Below are 21,144 nucleotides of genomic sequence, written 5' to 3' on the forward strand. Positions count from 1 at the left end.
CTCGGAGCTTTGCATCCTGAATTCTTCAATCCCCTTGCATATTTTCAATAACTTTGCAGTGCTATTCATCGACTGCCCCAACCCCCAGACCTGCAACAGCCGGACAACAATCAGTTAAGGGTACAACTTAACAACCAGTTAAGGGTACAACTTAACAACCAGTTAAGGGCACAACTTAACAACCAGCTAAGGGCACAACAGATCTTAATGATAAACAAATCTTGATAGAATCTAAATGTTACAATGAGTCTTATGGTATCTTGGTAGTGTGTTAGTGATACGGGGAACTTCCGTCTTGTGAAAACGAAGGACTTTCATCGAAGGACTTTCATCAAAAGTATAACAAATCAAAAACAAATCAAAAGAACGGCAAGAAGAAGTCCAGAGGCGCTGAATCCACTTACTGCATCCCCCAACACAGCCTCTCCGAAATATTATGCTCCCCCAAACATGTTTATTCGAAGAGAAGGATCAGCGGCCTCAGGATATTCTTTTATTCGATGATACCCCATTTATCCCCTTATTCCAGAATATACGAGTAGCATAAATTATTTTAAATTAATTATACAAAAAATTGCTTTCAAGCAAATATTATTCCCGGACAAAAAATTATAAGCCAAAACAGTTTCAAAAAAATGCCCTGTAATATATCCGTCTGCAGGTCTCCAATCAAAAGTAGTATTTTTCACAATTTTTCCCCCTCAACCTATTATCTTATCCTTAACTTCATCCATGTTGGCAATTTTGGTTATCACCTTTGAATCAATTTCCACTTTTACTTCTGTAATTTCCCTCATCAGCATTCCGATTTCAAGTTCATCGTAAATACCAGAAACGATTCCATGATGGTCAAGAGAACGTGTTGTAACAAGCATAATGAAAATCAAAGTAATATATAATGTTATTTTATATATTAATTAAAAAATAGATAAATTTGTCAGACATCTGCGGAAAGACAGGTAAAAAATATAGAGTGGGAAAACAAAATTATAATTGCTATTAATGATAAAGCATATTCTATCATTTCTCAAATATATTCTTTTATATATATAAATTTCTTATAATAGTAAATTTTAACTATTATTGTCTTTGCTATTATTGTCTTTGTCTTGATTTTTGTCGACGCAGGCGAAAGCTTAGTACTTCTTAAAAACGTACAACTGTTAATCCTAATTCAATTGTTTTTCTGTCCCAGTATTGTAATATAATTGTGTTTTTGTGATGAGTACGGGTTGAGGAAGATATTTCCAGATTAGCTTCCTTCAAAGGAATTACCAGAATAAGTGCAAATTATATGGATGTCTGGAAACCGGAATGTTTCGATTTATTTAATTTGGAGAGTAGGTGAAAAAATAATGGAAATTGAAATTAAAGATCTTTCAAAAGCATACAGGCCGGAAAAACCCGTACTTTCAGGAATCAATCTCGAGTTTCGACCTCCTTCTATTGTTGGGCTAATAGGACCAAATGGGGCAGGGAAGACTACTTTTATGAAAATCCTTGTCCGTCAGATCCTTGCATCGACCGGGTCAATAAAAATTGACGGGACGGACATAAGCAAAAGCGAGAACGACCTTAAGAATCATCTTGGGTACCTGCCCCAGGAATTTGGCCTTTATGAAGAACTGACCGTATACCAGTTCCTGGATTATATGGCGCTTTTAAAAGGTCTGGGTCTTGAAAAAGAAAAAAGGATAAAAAATTGCATAGAAAAAACCGGGCTCTCCGAAAAGAAAAATTCCAGAATAAGGACTCTTTCAGGGGGGCAAAAGCAAAGAGTTGGAATTGCACAGGCGCTTTTGAATGATCCCGAACTTTTGATTGTTGACGAGCCTACTGTTGGGCTTGACCCGGCTGAAAGGGTAAGATTTCGAAACCTTCTGGCCGAAAATGCGAACCACAGGCTTGTGCTTCTCTCAACTCACATTATTGAAGACGTGGAATCGATTTGCAACCGGCTAATTGTCCTGTACAGGGGTGAAATCCTTTTTGACGGAAACCCTGTAGAACTGATTAAAAAGGCTGCAGGGCATGTCGGTGTGCTCGACTCTGACTGTGAAGCTGGCCCTGATATTGAAACGGACTGTATAGTGACCTCAAGGCTTATCACAGAAACCGGAGCCCAGTATAGAATTGTAGGAGATAAGCTTCCTTCCGGCATAAAACCCGTAATCCCTTCGCTTGAAGATGCTTATATGTATTTGATTACACAGAGCGGATGAGAGGGTGTAAAATGGCAAATCGAATTCCTTTTTTGTCAGGCTTCTCCTTTCTTTTCAATGAAATCAGGCTGATTTCCAGATCAAAGCTGGCACTGATGTCCATATTCCTGACTGTCCTGGCTACAGTACTGGGGCTGAAAGCTATCGATTATACGAATGAGCGTAGTCTGGTGGGGCTTGCAAAAACCTCTTTTACCGTAGCTCTCGGACCTGCACAATACGCAGCAATAGCCGGTTCCCTGCTCTTTGCAGTGCTGACGCTTATGCTGCTGAGCAAGGACCACCGACATAACAGCACGAGCCTTTTGAACACATCCTGTAATTATTCTTAGCTGCTGGTATTCCGTACGGCAGCAATCCTCTCCATCGGGATTTTTACAGTAGTGCTGGGGGGAATTGCCTTATATGCAGTCCAGGTATTTGTCCTGAAAATTACCTTTGATCCTGTAGTTTCTCTGTCCAGTCTGCTAGTAATTACGCTTGCAGGAATCTTTTTTACAGTCCTGATCTGCAGTGGACTTTACCTGATTACGGAAAACCTGGATATCTCTTTTCTTGCATACTGTATTCTTTTTTTCATGAGTATAGGTAGCTCAAATTACCTGTTAAAATGGGTTCAGACTTCGGCGGTGATGTATTCTGACTTCGGAGGAATCCTCCCGGTTTTTAAGTTTGTTCTCTACAACCGTCTTCTCTGGACTTTTGTTTCCACCGGGATTTTTACCGTCGGGCTGCTGTGCAGAAGACGATATGAATTAAATTTGAGTTTGTCTTTGAAGCTCAATGCAAAGCAGCTCTGGATTCCTGTTCTGGTCCTGCTGCTTCTGGGCGCTTCTCTTTTTGTCTATATCAATGAACCTTATATTAACCGAAATGACAGTGTATTCAAAACCGAACTTAAGGCAAATGAAAATGTAAAACTAACTCATGTTTCCTCGAATGTTCAGTTCTTTCCTGTAAACCAGAGCCTTTCAGCCAGGGTACTCTATGAATTTGAAAAAGAATCGGGCACTGAATACATTGATTTTATCACAAATGCAGGAATTCATATAAAAAAACTTACTGTTGATGGAGTTGAGGCTCCCAATTCCTTAAAGAGGATAAAAGGAACGGACAGGGTACGTTTGGAAGTCCCTGCCGAATCAAGGAACGTTACCATAGATATTAGCTACGCAGGTAAACTCAAATATCCTTCTTCAATCGGCTTTCCCGGTTATATCTCAGAGGAGAGTATATACCTGCTGGAAAACTCACACTGGATTTTCGAACCTCTGACCGGTTCACAAGATATGATAGAGATAAAGGGTTCTGTCACGGCTCCGAAGAACCTGGTAATGGTCGTTCCCGGGGAATTAACAGGAGTTCTGGAAGAACACGGCCGAAAAACCTGGGAATACAGTGCCCTTTCCAATGATTTTTCACCCGGAGTCTTTGCAGGGAACTATGAAGTAAAAAAGATGCTGGCTGGCAGTACTGAGATCGAGTTATATTACAGTCCGAAACACAGGGCGTATATAGAAACCCTTGGGATTGAAAACTATTTAATAAATATTGTTTCCTATTATGAAAAAAATATAGGCAGCTATCCGTATCAGGAATACCCCTTAAAAATAGTAGAAAGTTCTATCTACAAGACCGGCGGACATTCAACCCTGAATATCGTAACGGTTTCAGAATATGTGTTTAACAGAGAACTGGACAGGGAAATTGGAGGAGATTCAGATAACTTTTCCTCTGATCTCACATCTCTTAAAGACATCACCTTTGTTGGGGATATGGACCTGTTAGCCCATGAAATCGCTCATCAGTGGTGGGGAACAGGAGTTTTCGTGAAGGAAAATCCCCCCTGGTCTTCGGAAGGGCTTGCAGATTACCTGGCCTACAAATACGTAACAGAAGAGTTTGGTTCCTATGCATCAGCATATATCCCTGCAATGTGGAAAGGCGGAGTAGATTCCATGGAAAACAGTTATTACTATGCGAATCCGAAAATGCTGGAAAACCTGCCTGAGAAACAGAGACAAAAGTATGAAATGGAGACTCGAAAAATAGAACTTTATTCCCAGATGCCTATGCTCTTGCTGAGAGCCGAAGAGCTGCTTGGGGAAGAGTCATTTTTTACGAAGTTATCGGATATTTATACGGATTACAGGTTTAAATCCCTTTCTTATGAGGAATTCATGCCTTCAATAGGGCTGAGCGAAGCCGAGCTTGATAAGGACCCGGTAAAGGGGAAAGAAACGGGGACGGAAGAAACAGCAGAAGGGGAGGCGGTTTTCGATGAATAAGCCCTCAACAAATAATTTCCCTAACAATAATTTCCCTAACCTGTTGAGAGTCTTGAAATATGAAGTTTTGAGGCTGGCATATAATAAAAAATATTTTTACATGGTCCTCATCGAGTCGCTATTTGCCTGTTACATCCTGATGAATTTTGTATTCGGGGGAAAAGACGGTACGGCTCCTTTCTCTAAATGGACGTATTCGGAATTTCTCTCCCTTATAGGGCCACTTTTATCAGTCATCCTTGTTCTTTTCTGCATGTCCGTCTTTTCGGAAAAGGAAGTTGCGGTTCGAAATATCATATTTTCTACCCCGCTTTCCGAACCAAAATATTATCTGCTAAAAGCCTCGGCAATCACGGCTGTTTTCGTACTTGCTGCTTCTTTACCGATTTTATTGAGCTTTGCGTATTATGCCCATTACTTTAATTTCTACGCTTATGCTGAGTTCACGCTTCCCTTACTGTTATTTCTGTTGCCTTCCCAGATCTTTGTACTGGGGCTTGCCCTGGCGGTCGGGAGATTCCATTCCAGACTGCTTTACCCTCTTTTGCCTCTTGTGCTGTTTCTGGGATTTTTTAATCCGAGGCTCCCTGCGTGGTTTGATCTTTTTGGGAATAATTTCCTTTCGTGGCCCCTACGCTGGTATTTGGGAGTCATGGAGGGTCCAATACCCTATATTCTGCCCGATGATTTCCTCTACAGCAGATTGGTTTTCATATTTATGGGCGTCGTTATGTTTGCATTTGCCTGTAGAAGGTCTAAAACCTGAGTTTCGTCGTCTGTTCCTGCAGGCCTTGTCCTGGAATGCAGATGTGAATCTTATAATTATATTTTATACCTGATAGAAAATTTTTAATATTACTTAACCCAACAATACACCCCTTTTTTCATTTATGGGGAGCAAAAATGGAAATTTCCAGGCTTCTTGAAAAAATGGACCATTATTATCAAAAAAATTTAAAAGAATGTAAATTCTTAGAGGAATACAGAGATATTACCTGCAATGTCTTCCTCTATCTCAGGAAATTAATTCCATGGGCAATCCCATGATCTCTGAACTGGCAAAGACCATGGAGGTCAGCAAACCCTCTGCCAGCAACATGGTTTCTATAATGGCGGAAAAGGTCTGCTGAAAACAAAGGCTTCCATGAAAGATGGAAAGGTCTGCCTGTTTGAACTTGCCGATAATGGAAAAAAGGTAGTTGAGATCGAATATTGGGCCGATATGAGGTTCTATGAAAAGATCCGGGAAATTCTGTATGAAGAAGAATTTGAGGTTATGGAGAGACTCTTTGAGAATATAGCTAATGGCTTGATGAGGTAAAAGTATGACAGATGAAAGTGAAATGAGGTCTGCAAGCTTAGGGAAGCTTTTCCTGAAATTCGTTTTCCCGGCAACCATCGGGTTGATTGTTGCTGGAATCCAGGGAGTTATTGACGGTTTCTTTATCGGAAACTCCGTGGGCAGCCAGGGGCTTGCAGGGGTGACTCTTGCATTTCCCGCACTTCTAGCCATAATTGCTGTGGGACAGATGATCGGGATCGGGACTTCAAGCCTTGTGGCCCTGGCTCTTGGCAGAGCTAATCGGCAGGAAGCCCTCAGGCTTATAAATAATGCTTTTCCCATGCTTCTGTTCGTGGGAATAGGGCTCACCTCCATCGGGCTAGCTTTCTCGGAATCTTATCTCCACCTCCTGGGAGCTTCTGGTCCAGTCTTTAGCATGGCAAATAGTTATCTTAGAGTCCTATTCTCAGGCTCGATACTCCTGATTCTGTCCATTGCTCTCGAACCTCTTGTACGAAATGATGGGAAACCAAGACTTGCTATGACATGTGTGGTTGCGAGTGTTCTTGTAAACATGGTTCTTGACTACTTATTTGTCATGCGAATGGAAATGGGGGTTACCGGGGCTGCAATAGCTACGGTTATTGCTTTCTCTCTTTCCGGAATTCTATTAGCTCTGTATTTTTTCAGCGGATGGGCTGGGCTGAAACTAAACCCCCGTTCCCTCTCTCTGGAGCCGAAAATAATTATCAGAATTATGAGAACAGGTTTTCCTTCCTTTGCAATGCAGTTTTCAACTTTTGTCCTGCTCTTTGCGAACGAGTATATGCTGCTCAGTTACGGCTCGGAACTCGCTGTTTCAGGCTATGGAATTATAGGTTACGTCTTCTCGATTTTCTCCTTGATTTTTGAAGGAATAGCAGTCGGTACCCAGCCAATCATCGGTTTTAATTACGGGGCCCGTTGTTATTCCCGGGTTGCAGGGACCTTGAAGATAGCTGTTATCTCTTGCCTTGTGGCCGGATTGATTGGTTTTATGCTTCTCTCTATGTATCCGGAACAGTTTATTCTCATCTTCAATCGCGACAGCCCCAAACTCCTGGAAATTACTCTTAATGGAATGGAGATTTTCGTGTTTGCCCTCCTTACTCACGGGACGGTTATGCTGGGTTCCGTATATTTCCAGTCAATAAACAAAATCAGATATGCTCTTTTCATCCAGCTAGGAACAGTTTTTCTCTTCCTCCTTCCTCTACTCTGGATTTTACCTCCTTTACTTGACCTTAATGGGGTATGGCTTGCAACCCCGGCTGCGGAATTTCTTATGTTCCTGGTCGTGCTGGGCTTGCTCTGGAAAGAGTTCGGTTTTCTCAAGAATGGAATAGCTGTAAGTGAGTAAGGAAACTTCCCTGTTTCTGAAATTGTATTAACTACCAACGAAGATTAAACTGGGTCTCTTTCCATATGCCTCCTATGAACACTACTGTCAGAATCTCCCTGAATATGGAGTTTAAGACCATAGTATTGAAGGAGCAAAAAAATCGCTTTTTTTCAAAGCTAATCATAACTAATTACTTCTATTGTGAGCGTTACGGGCACAGGTCTGTAACACGAGGTTTTGGGACACAGGCGGCTGCCCTGTAAAAAGAGTAGAGAGCTGCCTTACTTAACAGCTCTTTTTTACTTTAGCCTTATTTTTCTCCAACCCGGCTTGTTTTGAGTTCTCAACTCATTTGCAGAGGATCTACCTTCATGTACTCCCGCAGCATGGTTGTTGCGTAACTTCCCTTTGGCAGCATGAACTCAAGCACAGCTTTTGACTTTCCGGGGTTTAGTTCGTCTTCAGCAACCTCAAACTTCGGCTCAACCTGAAGGAGGATTTCTCGCCTTATGCCTTTCGAGCTCATCTCAGGAGTTTCTTCTATATTGAAGCCTTGCAGAGGAACTTTGAGTTCCTCGAGAACTGCCTGTTCGATCTCTCCCGGAACGCCTGACGCAAATTCTGTACTATAGCCCGGAAGGGGAGCGGTTATAAAGGCCCGTTTTTTCTTAATCAGGCGGTTCATGGCATTTACGGTTTCTGCGGTGGCTTTTTCGGTTTTTGAAGAATCCGGCAGGCCATGCTCATTCTTGAAACAGACAACATCGCCTTCTACAGCCTCGTTTAAGGGAAGGCCTTTTTCGATCCTCCTGCACAGGATCGTGTTATATATGTAGGACTGGTAGCCATGCACAAACATCCTGTAAAGGTTTTTCGGGAGAACAAGAAAAGCTCCTGCAAAGTCATCCGGGTTTGCGATCAGATGGTTCATCATTGCTCTTTCATGCCCAAGGTGTAGAGGATAGATTTTCAGGCCTTCTTTGAAATCGAGGGTCTCTTTAACAAACTGGCGGGCTTTCCGTGTCTCTTCCGGTTCATCAGGGAAGGGTTCGTCAATATAAAGCAGGGCAGCTTTTTCAAAATCTCCCTCAACAATGGCTTTTCCTACCAGATGCGTGACAGGACGTACCGAGCCGAAGCGCTGGATCCCGAAGAAGTTAGGAACACCGTTCTGAGCCAAGATCTCGTTTGTGGTCTTTTCGAGCAGTTTGTGTGTCTCCTCACTCGAATGGGTAATATTCCGGATGGTAATTCTGAAATTGTTTCCCCACAGGTCTCCGAGTTCAACGGATTTTCGGGAGTGGCCGAGGACTTTCAGCTCTACATCTTTTAAATGGATCTTCTCAATTTCCTGGGCATCAATATCAAAAATACTGATTTTCTGAGTGGTAAGTGCACGTTTATCCTTTGTGCCTGCAACGCTGATTCGCTTCTGGCTTACCTTGAGGATTTTTGCGAGAGTCCGGGTCAGGTGATGTGTATCCCAGTCTCGCTTTACGAGCTCAAGAATAAGGTATTTCCCTTCCTGTCCTTCCTCTCGATTCGTAATTTCTTTAACAATAAAATCCTCCACTTCCTGCCGAAGTTGCCCTCCAAGGCCGTCAGTATCCGTGGAGTAAAGATTTATTCCGATCTGTTTTTCAATTTCCGGCACTTGCATGGGTTAAAAACACCCCTCTATTACGTGTGTTGTGAAAGTTATAAAGACCACCTGGGGTTGATATCAATAGCTTTTACTTCATTCGTATCTACAAAGGTCCAGCTTCTATATGTTTCGTTTCCTTCAGCAGCTTTAACTTTCGCAGGGGCCGTTTTTCCGGGAAGCCCACCTGCATAAAGGCTTGAAGTCGGGTCGAGCATCAGCCAGGAACCGTATTCGTCTGTCAGGTAATTTACATCAACGTTTCCGTAATAGGCCCTTACGCCTCTGACTGCAGCATCTGTCGCAGCGGTTCCATTGCCTATATATACCGCTGCAAAGGCATGAGTATTGGTCAGGTAGACCCGGGTTGTGCCTCCTACAGCCTCGAGCATGGATGAAAGGAGAATTGCTTGATCTTCACAATCCCCGGCTCCCATTCTAAGGGTAACGTTAGCTGGCTCCCAGATGTCATTACCTCTTGGGTCACTTACGTATTCGACTTTCTCTTTTACCACGTCAAAGAGGGCACAGACCTGATAGATATTATATGCTCCCGGATATGAGCGAGCCACCTGGACTGCCTTTTCCCTTATAGCAGGTTCGGCTGGCTCCACAAGTTTGTTTATGGTCTCAAAGTAAGGCGAAGGATTGTCTCGGTATACTGGATTTGATTTTTCTGGCATTGGCTTCAGGTTTACAGTAAAGTTTTTCAGAGGATAAGATCCGTAGTCGTGCCATTTTCCTTCCGAGGTCGAGGCAAGCAGCCAGAGGACAATACTGAAATTTGCTTTTTTTTCTTCAGGGATCTGAATCGCGATTACTCCTAGATACTGCTCTTCACCGGGATTGACCAAAACTCCGCAGTCCTCTGAATAAATCCGGCTTTTGGAGGCATTAACCGAAACCCCGTACCTATCTATAAAAATAGGGTTTCGACCTTCGTTTTTAATGTTGATTCTGGCATAGCCCATTCTCCCCTGGTAAAAATCTGAAGTTTGGTAGTTGCTGTTTAGGGAGAAGCCAGGCTGCAACGGAGTTCTCAGGATGGGGGTGAGTTCGCTTTTCCTGATGGAGTATGTGGGTGTTGCCGGGAAAGTAAATAAAGCCGGTTGAGGTGTATAAACACTTTCCTGGCTTTCGGAATCCGGGCCTGAGGATATATAACCTGTTACTTCTTCTCTGAAACTCTCAATTGAATCCGAAGACAGTATTCCGGTGAGTGCAGCGAGTACAAAGCAGATGCATAAAACAGTAATTATTGAGGCTATCCCTCTTCTTCCTGAAGCCTTTGAATTCCTCATGGTTTCCTCCCTAATCAAACACAGGCGGAACCTCTTTCCTGATCGGAAGAGCTATTGCATCCATAGCTCCGGCTCGGTTTGATTCTAGTCCAATTTTCCCAAACCTAACTTTCAGGCTCTTGAGACTTAAACAAGTTTAAGGTCCCGCGTAACTTTATCTATAAGCTCTTCTTTTGCCGGCCCTATTCCGAGGACTGTAACGGTTCCCGGTGGAATTTCTGTAAGTCCTGCGTCCTGTATAAGAGCAGTAGGTAGCCCTTCCCTTCTTGCTTTTTCCTTGAGTTCATACAGGTCATTAAGGGTAGGGACTTTAAGAACAATTTTTTTCTGCCCGCCTTCCTTCCATTTTTCAAGATCACTTTTGCTTGCCCATTCAGAAGCAGAAATAGCAGCGTGAGCTACCTGTACTGCAAACTTGCCTTTGGAAAGCTTCAGGTCTTCCCGGGAAACTATACACTGTTTATATTCACTCATCTTTTGCCTCGGGTTTATTGAAGGTCCGTCTGTTTCTTAAATGTTTTCGATGAAGGTATCCGGATCGACTTTATATCCCGGTTTTCATGTTCATTTTTGATCATCTATCTTGTGATCGATCCGGGCCTGAAGTATTAAATTAAACAATTTTTAGAAATCCATGAAATTCGAATCGGTTTATTTGATATTATGGGCAGCATCATTTATAATTATTTCATAAAGTTTTTTCGATGTATTCTATAATATACTCTGCCGTATTTATTCCCCATGCATCAAAAATACCTTTTCCTGATGGTGTTCCATTGACTTCAAGAATTTTAGGGTTTCCCTCAGTTTGGCCGTAATGAATCTTAGTTTCTTCGCAAAGATTATTATCAGTTATTACTTCGTTAAGATTATCATCAGTTAGTCCTTTGCTAAGATTATCATCAGTCAGCCCTTCTATAATATCAACACCGGCAAAAGTCGTGTTCACTGCCAGGGCAGCCTTCTCAGCAATTTCTTTTTGTTCTTCTGTGAGCACACACCGGTCTGCACTTCCTCCCTGACTCAGGTTATTGACCCAGGAGCCAGATGCTGCTTTACGGTAAATTGCTCCAATAGCCCTACCGTCAACAACAAAGGCCCTGATATCTCTTCCCGGATTCTCTATGAACTCCTGGATATACAGCATACCTCTCTCTTCAAGCAGCTGATTGAGAATTGCTTCCAGGGATGAAGATTCTATTTTTCGATCCGAAAACCGGACTTCGCCGTTCCTTACTCTTGCAATATCCTTTCCTTTATATCCAAAAACAGGCTTAATGACGGCGTCTCCAAATCTTGATATTACCTTCAGGGCTGCTTCCATATCCTGTACGGCTACGGTTCTGGGTACGGGCAGTCCGGCTTTTGCCAGAAGATAAGAAGCATGGTATTTATTTGCGGCATTACGGATAGCTTCTGGGGAATTGACAACAGGGATTCCTTCGTCTTCCAGTTCACGCAGGATATCAAACCTGAAAGACACACCTTCGAAAGCTCCTGCACCCACATCTCTTACAATTATCGCGTCAAGGTCAGAGAGTTTTATATCTCCCACTTTGAAGACCACGTTTGATTCTTCAGCTTTCGATTCCCAAGCTGTAGAATTCATGCTGACATCTGCATCCCTAAGGTCCAGAACAAAAGGAGAAAAACCTTTTTTTCTCGCTGCGTCAGTAAGTGCTCTGGCTGTCCAGTCTTCCGGGTCAGTGATGACAATCCCTATTTTTTTCATAGCTCATCATCGGGAGAATACAAGATCAAGTTTACGATCTGGAAGTATATCGTATCTAAAATATCTGATATCTGAAATACATAAGATCTGAAATATACGAGATTTGAAATACATGAGATCTGAACTTGTTTTTTCTTTCCCTTCTATCAGGTCTGCTCAGAAAGGTTCTCAAGCCCATGTTTTCTTCGATATTCATTTATTGCACTGTGGATTGCTTCCCTGGAAATAACTGAACATTCCAGCTTGCCTGGCGGCAGTCCTTCGAGAGCCTCGGCAACGGCCTCGTTTGTAAGTTCCCAGGCTTCCGCAAGGGTTTTGCCTTTTATCAGTTCGGTTGCCATGCTACTGGACGCAATTGCTGCTGCACACCCGAAAGTCTTAAACTTCGCATCTTCAACTCGGTCATCCCGAATTTTCAGGAAAATCTTCATATGGTCCCCATGTGGATTTCCAGCTTCTCCAACCCCGTCAGCATCCTTAATTTCCCCTACATTTCTTGGGTTCATGAAATGATCCATGACCTTTTTATTGTACACAAAACTCCCCCTGTTTTCATATTCCTGTGCACTTACGATTTATTTTTTACACGCGTTTTCAGGTTTATAGAAAGGAGACATAGCTCTGAGCTTTTCGACGGTTTCAGGCAAGACCTCAAGTACATAATCAATGTCTTCTTCGGAATTATCATCTCCAAGGGTCAGACGAAGGGAACCCTGAGCTATTTCCGGAGGCAGCCCTATTGCCCTGAGCACATGCGAGGGCTCAGGCGAACCTGAGGAACAGGCACTCCCTGTGGAACTGCAGATCCCCATCTCGTCAAGCATGAGAAGCAGAGACTCGCCTTCGATGTATTCAAAACTGAAATTCAGGTTGTTCGAAAGGCATTTTTCCGGGTGTCCGTTAAGCCTGCAGTCAGGAATTTTCATGACTTCTTCAAGGAGGCGGTCTCTCAGTCTTTTCATTTTTTCATTATACTTTTCAAGATTTCCTGTTGCAAGTTCTATTGCTTTTCCCAATCCTACAATACCTGCCACATTCTCGGTTCCTGCTCGCTTTTTGCGCTCCTGGCCTCCTCCGTGCATATAGTTGTCGATTTCTGTCCCTTCCCGCAGATAGAGCGCTCCTATTCCTTTGGGCCCATAGAACTTATGAGAAGAAAGGGAAAGCATGTCAACATTCTTTTCTTTCTTTTTCATCTCAAGAGGGATTTTACCAATTACCTGAACGGCATCAGTATGAAAAGGAATCTCATATTCTCTTGCGATCTCGCCTATCTCATGAATAGGCTCTATTGTCCCGATTTCATTATTCGCATACATCACCGAGATCAGGATAGTATCATCTCTAATTGCAGCTTCAACTTCTGCAGGGTCTATAAGCCCATAACTATCTACAGGCAGGTAAGTCACATCAAAACCCTGAGTCTCCAGGTACTTACAAGGGTAAAGCACTGCATGATGTTCAATTGGTGTGGTAATGATATGTTTTCCTTTCTTTCTTCTGGCAAAAGCCGTTCCCTTAATAGCCCAGTTATCGGACTCGGTTCCTCCAGAGGTGAAATATATTTCCTCAGGACTAGCTCCCAGAGCCTTTGCAAGCTGCTCACGGGCGGTCTCTATTGCCTCTTTACCTTCTCTCCCTATTGAATACAGGGAAGAAGGGTTTCCGAAATGTTCTTTCAAAAAAGGCAGCATAGCTTCAAACACTTCAGGTTTTGTGAAAGTGGTGGCTGCGTGGTCCATGTAAACAAAGCGCTTTTCTCTCATCAGAACCCCCCTCTATGAAAATAGGGGTTTACGCAATATGAATTTATTGCATAGTCCTATTTTTGGATTTTTTCCGGCAAAGTTTTTAAAACGATCGTCTTATAAAAGAGCATCTGAATGATGTAGCTGATTGCTGATTCTAATTTACTGTTCGACGATCAGTCAGACCTGTATTTATATGATGAAGAATAAAACCACATGTGCCTTTAGCTCAGGGAATATAAGCGTCAACTTACTTACGTTCGCCTGTTATTGATTTTATAACCTTACTTATATTATTAACATAAATATGTTTATAGATACTGACACCGCAACCCAAAATACGAAAACCAAGTTGAGGGAGTTGGAGAACAGGATATCTCTCATACCTGAAGGGATCGGGAACGTTAAGCCGGAAAAAACCGGAAGTCGAAAGACATCTCAAGTATAATCTCATGCTCATATTCTATTTCACCTTTGGAACTCGGGGCTAGAGCCTGTATGACTCGTTAACATTGGTTGGGAGGATGACTCAGGAAGCCCCTAAGTCTTTAGCTTATGGTGTAGTTCACGAGTAAGGTAACTGCAATTAACAGGCTTGCCAGTAACCTTGTTTTTCTAGTAACCCTGTTTTCGCTATATTTCCTCCGTTTTCTGAGTAATAGATGAACTCATTTTTGTTAAAGGAAGAAAATACAAGATTTTATGGAAGACGGAAAACACAATATTTTTTAGACAAAAATATTATATATAGGAATTTTGTAGTCCTATTTCGATCAGGGAGGGAAAAACGACCTTGCTAAAACAATTCTCAATTATTCTTATCATTTATTTCCTTGGTGACCTGATGCAGAAAGCTTTAGGGTTGCCAATTCCAGGCAATGTCCTGGGAATGCTCATTCTTTTCTTTAGTCTGTATACAGGCATAGTTAAACTCAATATGATAGACAAAGTAAGTGATTTTTTACTTGAAAACATGGCTTTCTTCTTTCTTCCTGCAGGGGCCAGTCTTATAACCTGTTTTGCCCTGCTTGAAGGAAAATTGACTGCTATTCTTGCAGTTTCCCTTATTTCTACCTTTGTAATACTGGCTGTAACAGGGCTCACTGTGGAACTTGTTCAAAAGTTCTTCAGGAAAAAGCCGGTAAAAATAGCCAGCCATATAGAAAATATAGGCAATAAAGGTAATAATAACGAATCTGGAAGGAATACAAAAAATGTGCATGCCCGTGAGAATCGAAGAGAAGAGGTGATCTGAAGTTGCAGACCGATTTTTTGAATGGGTTTGTCAATATGCCCCTATTTGGGATCTTACTCTCTTTAGTAGCTTTCCAGATAGGCACGCTATTATATAAGAAGACCCAGCTTTCGATTCTTAACCCTCTGCTCGTGGCTTCTGTACTTGTAATGGTTTTCCTTCTATTCTTTGGAATCAATTATGAGACTTACAACCTTGGAGGAAATTATATTTCTTTCTTCCTCGGACCTGCAACTGTGGTTCTTGCAGTGCCTCTCTATAAAAAGATTCAGCTCTTGAAAAGCAATGCTCTTCCTATCCTTGCAGGAATAATGGCAGGCTGCATAGCTGGAATCTCAAGTATTCTTGTTCTTTCCAGCCTGTTAGGGCTTGATGATACCATAAGCAGATCTCTCGCCCCCAAGTCCGTAACTACTCCTATAGGAATTGAAATCTCAAAACAGATAGGCGGCCTGCCTGCAATAACAGTAGCTGCAATCGTATTTACCGGTATTATAGGTGCTATTTTGGGCCCTTTTATCTGCCGCTGCTTCCGAATAAAAGATAAAGTTGCAGTCGGTGTCGCAATCGGCACATCATCACATGCTCTTGGAACAACAAGGGCAATAGAACTTGGAGAAACCGAAGGGGCAATGAGCGGACTTGCAATAGGGATCGCAGGCTTAATAACGGTTTTTCTGGTTCCCATGCTGCTTTATGTCTTCGGGCTTATAATTTGAATGGCAAATAGATGATCTTAAATAAGTAAAAATCAGATTTTGGATGCAAATATTGGCTCTTCGTTGTTTTGTGTGAATATCCTCATACCAGTGTGGTCTTGAGTCGAAAATCATATTATTAATAGGGAATGACGAAGAGCTCAAATATTAAGTAAAAATTCCGGTTTCAGGACAAAATATTACACTACAAAATATTGCACTACAAAATATTACACTACAAATAAACTTTACCCGGTGTTTTAATGGGGTTTTCCGGGTTATCGGAAATCCGTGTACATTCTCATCTGCCACTGACCGTTCTGTATCTTTTTCCTTATAACCCCTTTTGCCATTTCCACATAGATTTCTCTTATCTGTGGTATGAGCATAGAGAGCCCTATTATATCGGTTAGAAAACCCGGAGTTATAAGGGCAAAGCTTCCAACTAACACAAAGAATCCGTGCAGGAGCTCGTTTCCGGGCATATATCCCCTGCTTGTTGCATCCTGGATCTCGCGAAGCACGCGCAGACCCTGGGATTTTGCAAGGTAAGCACCCAGACTTGCAGTTATAAGGATAATAAGCACGGTGTTTAAGGCTCCGATCACTCCACCTATTTTGATGAGCAGATAAAGCTCAATAACGGGGATAATGAGGAAAATCGAGAAGAGTTTTAAAAACATACTAATCATTTTTAAGATTTTATATTTATGTTATCTTTATTAGTACTGATATTTTTATTAGTACTGATAAGTACTTTTTAACAGTTCCTATGCATTAATTATAGTTAAAACATGCTTTTAAAGCTTACAGTCAAAAGCTACCATAATTATATATCTTTTGTTAAACCTCGATACAAACGGTACCACTAAATCTGGAGAGTCAGCAGGAAAAGGTAAAAAAGGCAAAAAACCAAATGGAAAAAAGGCATGAAATATACAAAAGATATGAAAAAATGTAGTGAGATGATAAATGCAGTGGGCGTGAAAAACGGTCAATCTCCTAAAAAGCGAACGACGCTGGAAATCGGAGTTAGCGCAGCCCTGGAAATTCTCTTTGAAAATTTCATTTTTGGTCTCAAGGTGGATTTTCAGACCACGGGTCTGCTCTATTGATATTACATTTTCCTGCTTTTTCCTAGTTAAGATTCTATTTTCCTGATTCCTGAATTTTTCTTCTCTAAGGCTGATTTACTTCTATTCCCTTTCAGTTTTTCTGCCGTAGCTTTCTTTTCAGTTTGAGACTATAATCACTAGATTTTTATAAATACTACTCCATTCTTTCTGCTTTCCCTGCCTCAACAGGTCTATTTCTATCCTGCAAAGTTTTCTTTGTCGGGAAAATACTGTTGCTTTAAGAGAGCAGTTATTTTATGTAGCGATAAAAAGGGATAGTCTGTTATATGATTGCTATAATATTACGTTCGTGATCTAACGCACAGTTGAATGAAATAATATTATACTAAAGATTATACGCAATACTAGCACACTAATATATTCTATAAAACGTAAAATATACTCTGGATGTTACAAAGATAGTTTTACCTATCCCCAAAAAAGGGTTTGTGTTTCTGAGGTGCCGGATGTATGGACTTTGATAAAATTGAAGACTTTGTATATAAAGTTATTGGGACTATAGGATCCGATCAGAATAATTTGTGTTCTGCGATCGATTTTGCCCTGGATCTTGCGGATGAAAAATCGTTTTCCCCCAATGATTTGCTTGACCTTTCGAATGCCTGTAAGCAGCAGAAAATGTTTATGGAAGAATATGTTTTCGCAAAAGCCTGTTTCATAAGAGCTTCAGGAAAACTCCGTGAAGAAGCCTGTTTTGCGCTTGGTACTGCAGCTTATATTCTGGGCTTTTCCCTTGAAGCTGAAGCAAGCTATCTGGAAGCTCTAACAGAAAATCCAGAAAATGGAGATGTAAGGTGTGCCTATGCCGAACTCCTTTTAGACCTTGGAAGGACAGAGGCTGCTGATAAGGAATATAAAAAGGTACTTGAAGCTTCTCCAGATCATGTAAAAGCGAATACAGGATATGCTTCCCTCTTGACCGAGTACGGATGCGTAAGGGAAGCCGAAGAGCGTTACTCAAAGGCACTTACGGCAGATCCTGACTATGTCCCTGCCAGAGGTGGATACGCAAACCTGCTCTTTGAGTTGGGAAGGCTCAGAGACGCGGAAAAGGAATACAGGATTGCAATAAAACTGGATCCTGAAGACCCAAGTCTCCATCACAACTGCGGAGTTTTACTTTCTTTCCTGGGGCGCTCTTCAGAAGCCGAAGGTGAGTACAGAAAAGCTCTTTCTCTTAACCCGAGACACAGGCGGACTCTTTTTAACTACGGAAATCTCCTTGCAAGAGAAGGCAGAGCTTCAGAAGCCGAAGAACAATACACGGAAGCCCTTGCCATTGATCAGAACGATGCAAAAGTTCATTCCAATTATGCAAATCTTCTGGCTCGCTTTGGAAGGAGATATGAAGCTGAAATGGAATACAAGAAAGCGCTCAGTCTGGACCCAGATAGTGCTGAAGGACATTACAGTTACGGAAACCTTCTTTCGGAGATAGGGCGCTTTGATGAAGCCCAAAATCAGTATGAGAAGGCTCTTGTCCTGAATCCTTATTATCCCCCTATTCACTATAGATACGGTCTTCTTATGAGAAAGATGGGGCACTTTGGCGAAGCCAAAAAGGAATACACGAAAGCTATGCAGCTCGATCCGGATATCGGAAGCAAAATGACCGAAACCTGGATTATTCTGGACTAAAAGAAATGTCTGGAATTTTATCTGATCTTTCCCTAACTTATTCTGATCAAAATAACATCCAACCCGGCATTTTCTTTTTCACTTTTTATTGATTTTCTTCTTACATATTTTCTTCTTACATATTTTCTTCTTACATATTTTCTTCTTACATATTTTCTTCTTACAGATTGATATATTCGGACAATCTAATGTAGACTTTTTGGGAGAAGTAACGGTTTAATAGGAGTAGTAAGCTTTCTCTACAGTTTGTTTTCCTTCGGGTTAGTTTTCTTTTATTCCTGCTGCTTTCCGAAGACGAACAGTTTTATCTCTTCTTTTTCAAATAGCGCAAAAGCAGCCGCATTTCCTAGTCCAACATAGTCAGGGCAGGAAAACAGAGAGAGTAATTTTCCATCAAACCACCATCTATACCCATTTTCAAGGGCTGTATGACCTCTTATGATTTTTTTCAGGTTATTTGTCTGTAAAAAGCCGTCTACAATATCTGGCCCGAACTCTTTTACAGTCGAGCCTCGGGTTGAAGCGGTGAGTCCAGGACGTTTCGAAGGATCATTCCAGAGATAAGGAAAAGCAAAGGCTTCTTCCTTCCTGATGCCATCAATGCTGCCGGTTCCGTTAATTCCGCCGTGTACGCAAAATATATGCCTCGAAAGTACAGCTGCTATTGGCATTTTATCATATGTCCGGCTGGCCTTTAGAAGAAAACCCTGATCGAAACCGATTTCCTCAAAAAAGCCGTAGTAGAGGTTCATATCCACAGTTTCGTGATTTCCCCTGAGTAAGAATATGTGCTCAGGCTCTTCAAGCTTCAGTCGAAAAACCCTTGTAAGTACTTCGGCACCTTGAGGTCCTCTGTCCACGTAATCTCCGAGAAAAAGAATATTCTTACAGTTCATTTCTTGTCTTTTTTCTATTATGAATTCAAGAGCCTGAAGGTCCCCGTGAATATCCCCAATAACCATTATAGGCTCAGCGTCAATTCGAAGCACTGCAGGTTCTAACTCCAAAATTCGGTCTATTTTCGGGAGAAGAAGAAGCAGTTCTTCCTTTGCGGCAATTTTCCTGGAGACCTTTCCTGATACCATGGACTCACCTCTGTTCAAATTCCTCTTAGAGAGTCGATCTGAAATTCTTATGGGCTCTCTTAAGGAAGCTGATCTAAAAGCGTTCTTTAGATACAGGGAATTTTTATGCGATAAATATTTCCAGGCTTCAAGAAGAAATCCTTCCAGCATCCTTATGCCATCAAATTCTTAATTTTTGTTTGTGAAGGCAGGCTTATAGTGTCAAAGTCTAAAATCAAGTATGTAAACTTAAAAGGTCAAGCAATTAAAAGTTCAGGCAACTGGGTGAACAACAAGAAGTTCAGACTACAAGGCGTTCAGACAATTAAAAATCCATAAATTACATCTATTTATAAAACTTTATTCAGCATATACGGAGACAAATTTATGGAACTTGATATCAATGAGCAGGATCCTGAAGATATGGATCTTACAGATGTTGTGCTTGAATACGATGATATTGTCTCTGCAATCTCAGTTCTGGAAAAGCGCAGAGAGGAATTAAGAACTCATATCCTAAACACCTTCACAGAAAAAGAGATCAATATATTGAGAGTTGGGGATGTGGAACTCAGGCGGCAGAAGGTTGAATGGAAACTCTGGCGCATCAATAAGTTAAAACCCTATCTTATGAAGAAAGATCTCTGGGATATAGTTGAATCAGTTGACAGGAAAAATCTCAGCAGACTGATAGAAAAAGGAATCCTGAATGAAGAAGAACTTCAAGGTACATATGATGTAGAAACTCGGTACAATTTACGTGTAAAAAGGATCTAAACGGATTGGAATAAATAGTCTGAAGGAGCAGGAAAAGTTTTCAGGTGAATGACCGGGATACTATACAGTTTACACGTAGACAGGTCCCGAATGAAATGAAGTAGAATCAAAACGAATAGAGAATCCTTCAGGTGAAACTTCGAGAAGAGTAATCTTTTTCATTCTCTCTTATTCTGGATTTCGAGTAAGGATACTTTTCCAATATTTTGTAAAAGGATCTTTTTAATATTTTATCCGACTTTCCGCAGTAACTTTTCGTAAATTCATATTTTTACCGCTATCGATTTTTAATCAAACGTGGATTTATTGTACTTTTATGCAGTATGTAAAAGCAACTATGCATTGGTCATCGGTTAAGGATTTATTTCCTTCTTCTGTTACTTTTTTTGAATCCAATTTTTCATTTATTACTCCAACCATTCATCTCTAAACTCTTCTCTGTTTACATGAGGATCTAATGCTTGACTTTCATATACGCTCATTATCGTTTCAAAAGTTCTTTGAATTCCACATCTATGCAAAATTACTGTCAACAAATCTGATGCATTCTCTGCAAATATTGTACTCCAACGTAACTGTGTATATCTAGCCATTTTTTCAGAGTACAGAGCAACGGTTCTAGGTCCATTAGCAACTGCACTTACCATAACTCCAACTTTTACTCCTGCAGCTACTGTTCTTGATCTTGCTGCAGGAAACTTGTCTGCTAACGAGGAATGGAGACGAACAATTATGCTGTCCTGAATGACAACATCCTGGAAGGTTTCGAGTTTCTTGCTAAGTTTCCTACCAGGTTCTTTTGCAAGCTCTTCCATGCCATGAATTACACACTGGTGAAGAAACTCAACAAGTTCTGGAGTAAAACGATAGTACCAGCTGCTATCACTTATGGTTTTTTGTGACTCAGTTTCATATTCTCGTTTTAAACTGGCAAGTGTACGCTGCAAGCGGGCACCAAAACCGAGAGTTAAAACCCAAAA

General features: G+C 41.4%; 22 protein-coding genes and 1 pseudogene. 13 read left to right on the forward strand and 10 right to left on the reverse strand.

Annotation, left to right across the window (positions count from 1 at the left end):
- Window positions 1-701 precede the first annotated feature (701 nt).
- Window positions 702-875: a DUF4277 domain-containing protein gene (locus A9239_RS19465; protein WP_162488867.1), complete on the reverse strand. Its 174-nt coding sequence runs from the start codon at window positions 873-875 to the stop codon at window positions 702-704.
- 480 nt (window positions 876-1,355) lie between these two features.
- Here A9239_RS19465 and A9239_RS08600 point away from each other — a divergent pair, with 480 nt between their 5' ends.
- From A9239_RS08600 to A9239_RS18955, 8 genes are all read left to right on the forward strand, one after another.
- Window positions 1,356-2,222 carry an ABC transporter ATP-binding protein gene (locus A9239_RS08600; protein WP_048156937.1) on the forward strand — a complete coding sequence of 289 codons (867 nt, stop codon included), beginning with the start codon at window positions 1,356-1,358 and terminating at the stop codon, window positions 2,220-2,222.
- Between the two features lie 11 nt (window positions 2,223-2,233).
- Window positions 2,234-2,554: a hypothetical protein gene (locus A9239_RS08605; RefSeq protein ID WP_048155393.1), complete on the forward strand. Its 321-nt coding sequence runs from the start codon at window positions 2,234-2,236 to the stop codon at window positions 2,552-2,554.
- A gap of 51 nt (window positions 2,555-2,605) precedes the next feature.
- Window positions 2,606-4,510 (forward strand): M1 family aminopeptidase, encoded by a 1,905-nt coding sequence (locus A9239_RS08610; protein WP_048155395.1) that lies wholly within the window; start codon window positions 2,606-2,608, stop codon window positions 4,508-4,510.
- Window positions 4,503-5,276, forward strand: coding sequence for a hypothetical protein (locus tag A9239_RS08615; RefSeq protein ID WP_048117831.1), 774 nt, complete (start codon window positions 4,503-4,505; stop codon window positions 5,274-5,276). The genes A9239_RS08610 and A9239_RS08615 overlap by 8 nt, the downstream gene beginning before the upstream one ends.
- A 137-nt stretch (window positions 5,277-5,413) precedes the next feature.
- Window positions 5,414-5,557 carry a hypothetical protein gene (locus tag A9239_RS20345; protein ID WP_230629183.1) on the forward strand — a complete coding sequence of 48 codons (144 nt, stop codon included), beginning with the start codon at window positions 5,414-5,416 and terminating at the stop codon, window positions 5,555-5,557.
- A 97-nt stretch (window positions 5,558-5,654) separates the two neighbouring features.
- Window positions 5,655-5,831, forward strand: a complete 177-nt coding sequence (locus A9239_RS20350; protein WP_230629182.1) for a hypothetical protein — start codon at window positions 5,655-5,657, stop codon at window positions 5,829-5,831.
- Window positions 5,832-5,835: 4 nt separating this feature from the next.
- A complete protein-coding gene (locus A9239_RS08625; protein ID WP_048117829.1) occupies window positions 5,836-7,191 on the forward strand; it encodes an MATE family efflux transporter in 1,356 nt (451 codons plus the stop codon).
- A 65-nt stretch (window positions 7,192-7,256) separates the two neighbouring features.
- A complete protein-coding gene (locus A9239_RS18955) occupies window positions 7,257-7,436 on the forward strand; it encodes a hypothetical protein (protein ID WP_141706417.1) in 180 nt (59 codons plus the stop codon).
- A gap of 80 nt (window positions 7,437-7,516) precedes the next feature.
- Here A9239_RS18955 and truD read toward each other — a convergent pair whose 3' ends face one another.
- The 6 genes from truD to nifS form a co-directional block, all read right to left on the reverse strand.
- Window positions 7,517-8,833: a tRNA pseudouridine(13) synthase TruD gene (truD, locus tag A9239_RS08630; RefSeq protein WP_048117826.1), complete on the reverse strand. Its 1,317-nt coding sequence runs from the start codon at window positions 8,831-8,833 to the stop codon at window positions 7,517-7,519.
- 38 nt (window positions 8,834-8,871) lie between these two features.
- Window positions 8,872-10,116 carry a transglutaminase family protein gene (locus A9239_RS08635; protein ID WP_048117822.1) on the reverse strand — a complete coding sequence of 415 codons (1,245 nt, stop codon included), beginning with the start codon at window positions 10,114-10,116 and terminating at the stop codon, window positions 8,872-8,874.
- Window positions 10,117-10,242: 126 nt separating this feature from the next.
- Complete coding sequence (gene pth2 / locus A9239_RS08640; protein ID WP_048117819.1) at window positions 10,243-10,590, reverse strand: peptidyl-tRNA hydrolase Pth2; 348 nt, start codon at window positions 10,588-10,590, stop codon at window positions 10,243-10,245.
- A 214-nt stretch (window positions 10,591-10,804) separates the two neighbouring features.
- The gene (mptN, locus tag A9239_RS08645; RefSeq protein ID WP_048155397.1) at window positions 10,805-11,848 is read right to left on the reverse strand and encodes a tetrahydromethanopterin:alpha-L-glutamate ligase; all 1,044 of its coding nucleotides are present in this window, start codon (window positions 11,846-11,848) and stop codon (window positions 10,805-10,807) included.
- A 146-nt stretch (window positions 11,849-11,994) separates the two neighbouring features.
- A complete protein-coding gene (nifU, locus tag A9239_RS08650) occupies window positions 11,995-12,384 on the reverse strand; it encodes a Fe-S cluster assembly scaffold protein NifU (RefSeq protein WP_203397927.1) in 390 nt (129 codons plus the stop codon).
- A gap of 39 nt (window positions 12,385-12,423) precedes the next feature.
- Window positions 12,424-13,614, reverse strand: coding sequence for a cysteine desulfurase NifS (nifS, locus tag A9239_RS08655; protein ID WP_048117814.1), 1,191 nt, complete (start codon window positions 13,612-13,614; stop codon window positions 12,424-12,426).
- An 826-nt stretch (window positions 13,615-14,440) separates the two neighbouring features.
- Between nifS and A9239_RS08660 the strand changes: the two genes are divergently transcribed.
- Entirely contained in the window at window positions 14,441-14,851 is a 411-nt protein-coding gene (locus A9239_RS08660; RefSeq protein WP_369815402.1) for a CidA/LrgA family protein, read from the forward strand.
- 2 nt (window positions 14,852-14,853) lie between these two features.
- A complete protein-coding gene (locus A9239_RS08665) occupies window positions 14,854-15,570 on the forward strand; it encodes an LrgB family protein (RefSeq protein ID WP_048117812.1) in 717 nt (238 codons plus the stop codon).
- 257 nt (window positions 15,571-15,827) lie between these two features.
- Here the strand turns inward: A9239_RS08665 and A9239_RS08670 are convergent, their stop codons facing one another.
- A complete protein-coding gene (locus A9239_RS08670; RefSeq protein WP_048117811.1) occupies window positions 15,828-16,232 on the reverse strand; it encodes an FxsA family protein in 405 nt (134 codons plus the stop codon).
- Window positions 16,233-16,478: 246 nt separating this feature from the next.
- Between A9239_RS08670 and A9239_RS08675 the strand changes: the two genes are divergently transcribed.
- Complete coding sequence (locus A9239_RS08675) at window positions 16,479-16,664, forward strand: hypothetical protein (protein WP_048117810.1); 186 nt, start codon at window positions 16,479-16,481, stop codon at window positions 16,662-16,664.
- Between the two features lie 471 nt (window positions 16,665-17,135).
- On the forward strand, window positions 17,136-18,323 hold the full coding sequence (locus A9239_RS08680) for a lipopolysaccharide assembly protein LapB (RefSeq protein ID WP_048117808.1): 1,188 nt from the start codon (window positions 17,136-17,138) through the stop codon (window positions 18,321-18,323).
- A 272-nt stretch (window positions 18,324-18,595) separates the two neighbouring features.
- On the opposite strand, the gene A9239_RS08685 is transcribed toward A9239_RS08680, so the two are convergent.
- A complete protein-coding gene (locus tag A9239_RS08685) occupies window positions 18,596-19,408 on the reverse strand; it encodes a serine/threonine protein phosphatase (protein WP_048117806.1) in 813 nt (270 codons plus the stop codon).
- A gap of 366 nt (window positions 19,409-19,774) precedes the next feature.
- Between A9239_RS08685 and A9239_RS08690 the strand changes: the two genes are divergently transcribed.
- Window positions 19,775-20,164, forward strand: a complete 390-nt coding sequence (locus tag A9239_RS08690; protein WP_176722119.1) for a hypothetical protein — start codon at window positions 19,775-19,777, stop codon at window positions 20,162-20,164.
- A 407-nt stretch (window positions 20,165-20,571) separates the two neighbouring features.
- On the opposite strand, the pseudogene A9239_RS08695 reads toward A9239_RS08690, so the two are convergent.
- Window positions 20,572-21,144 (reverse strand): annotated as a pseudogene (locus A9239_RS08695) (IS4 family transposase); the annotation flags it as partial.

The sequence above is a fragment of the Methanosarcina sp. A14 genome (assembly GCF_001729375.1).
GTDB classification, from domain to species: Archaea; Halobacteriota; Methanosarcinia; order Methanosarcinales; family Methanosarcinaceae; genus Methanosarcina; species Methanosarcina barkeri.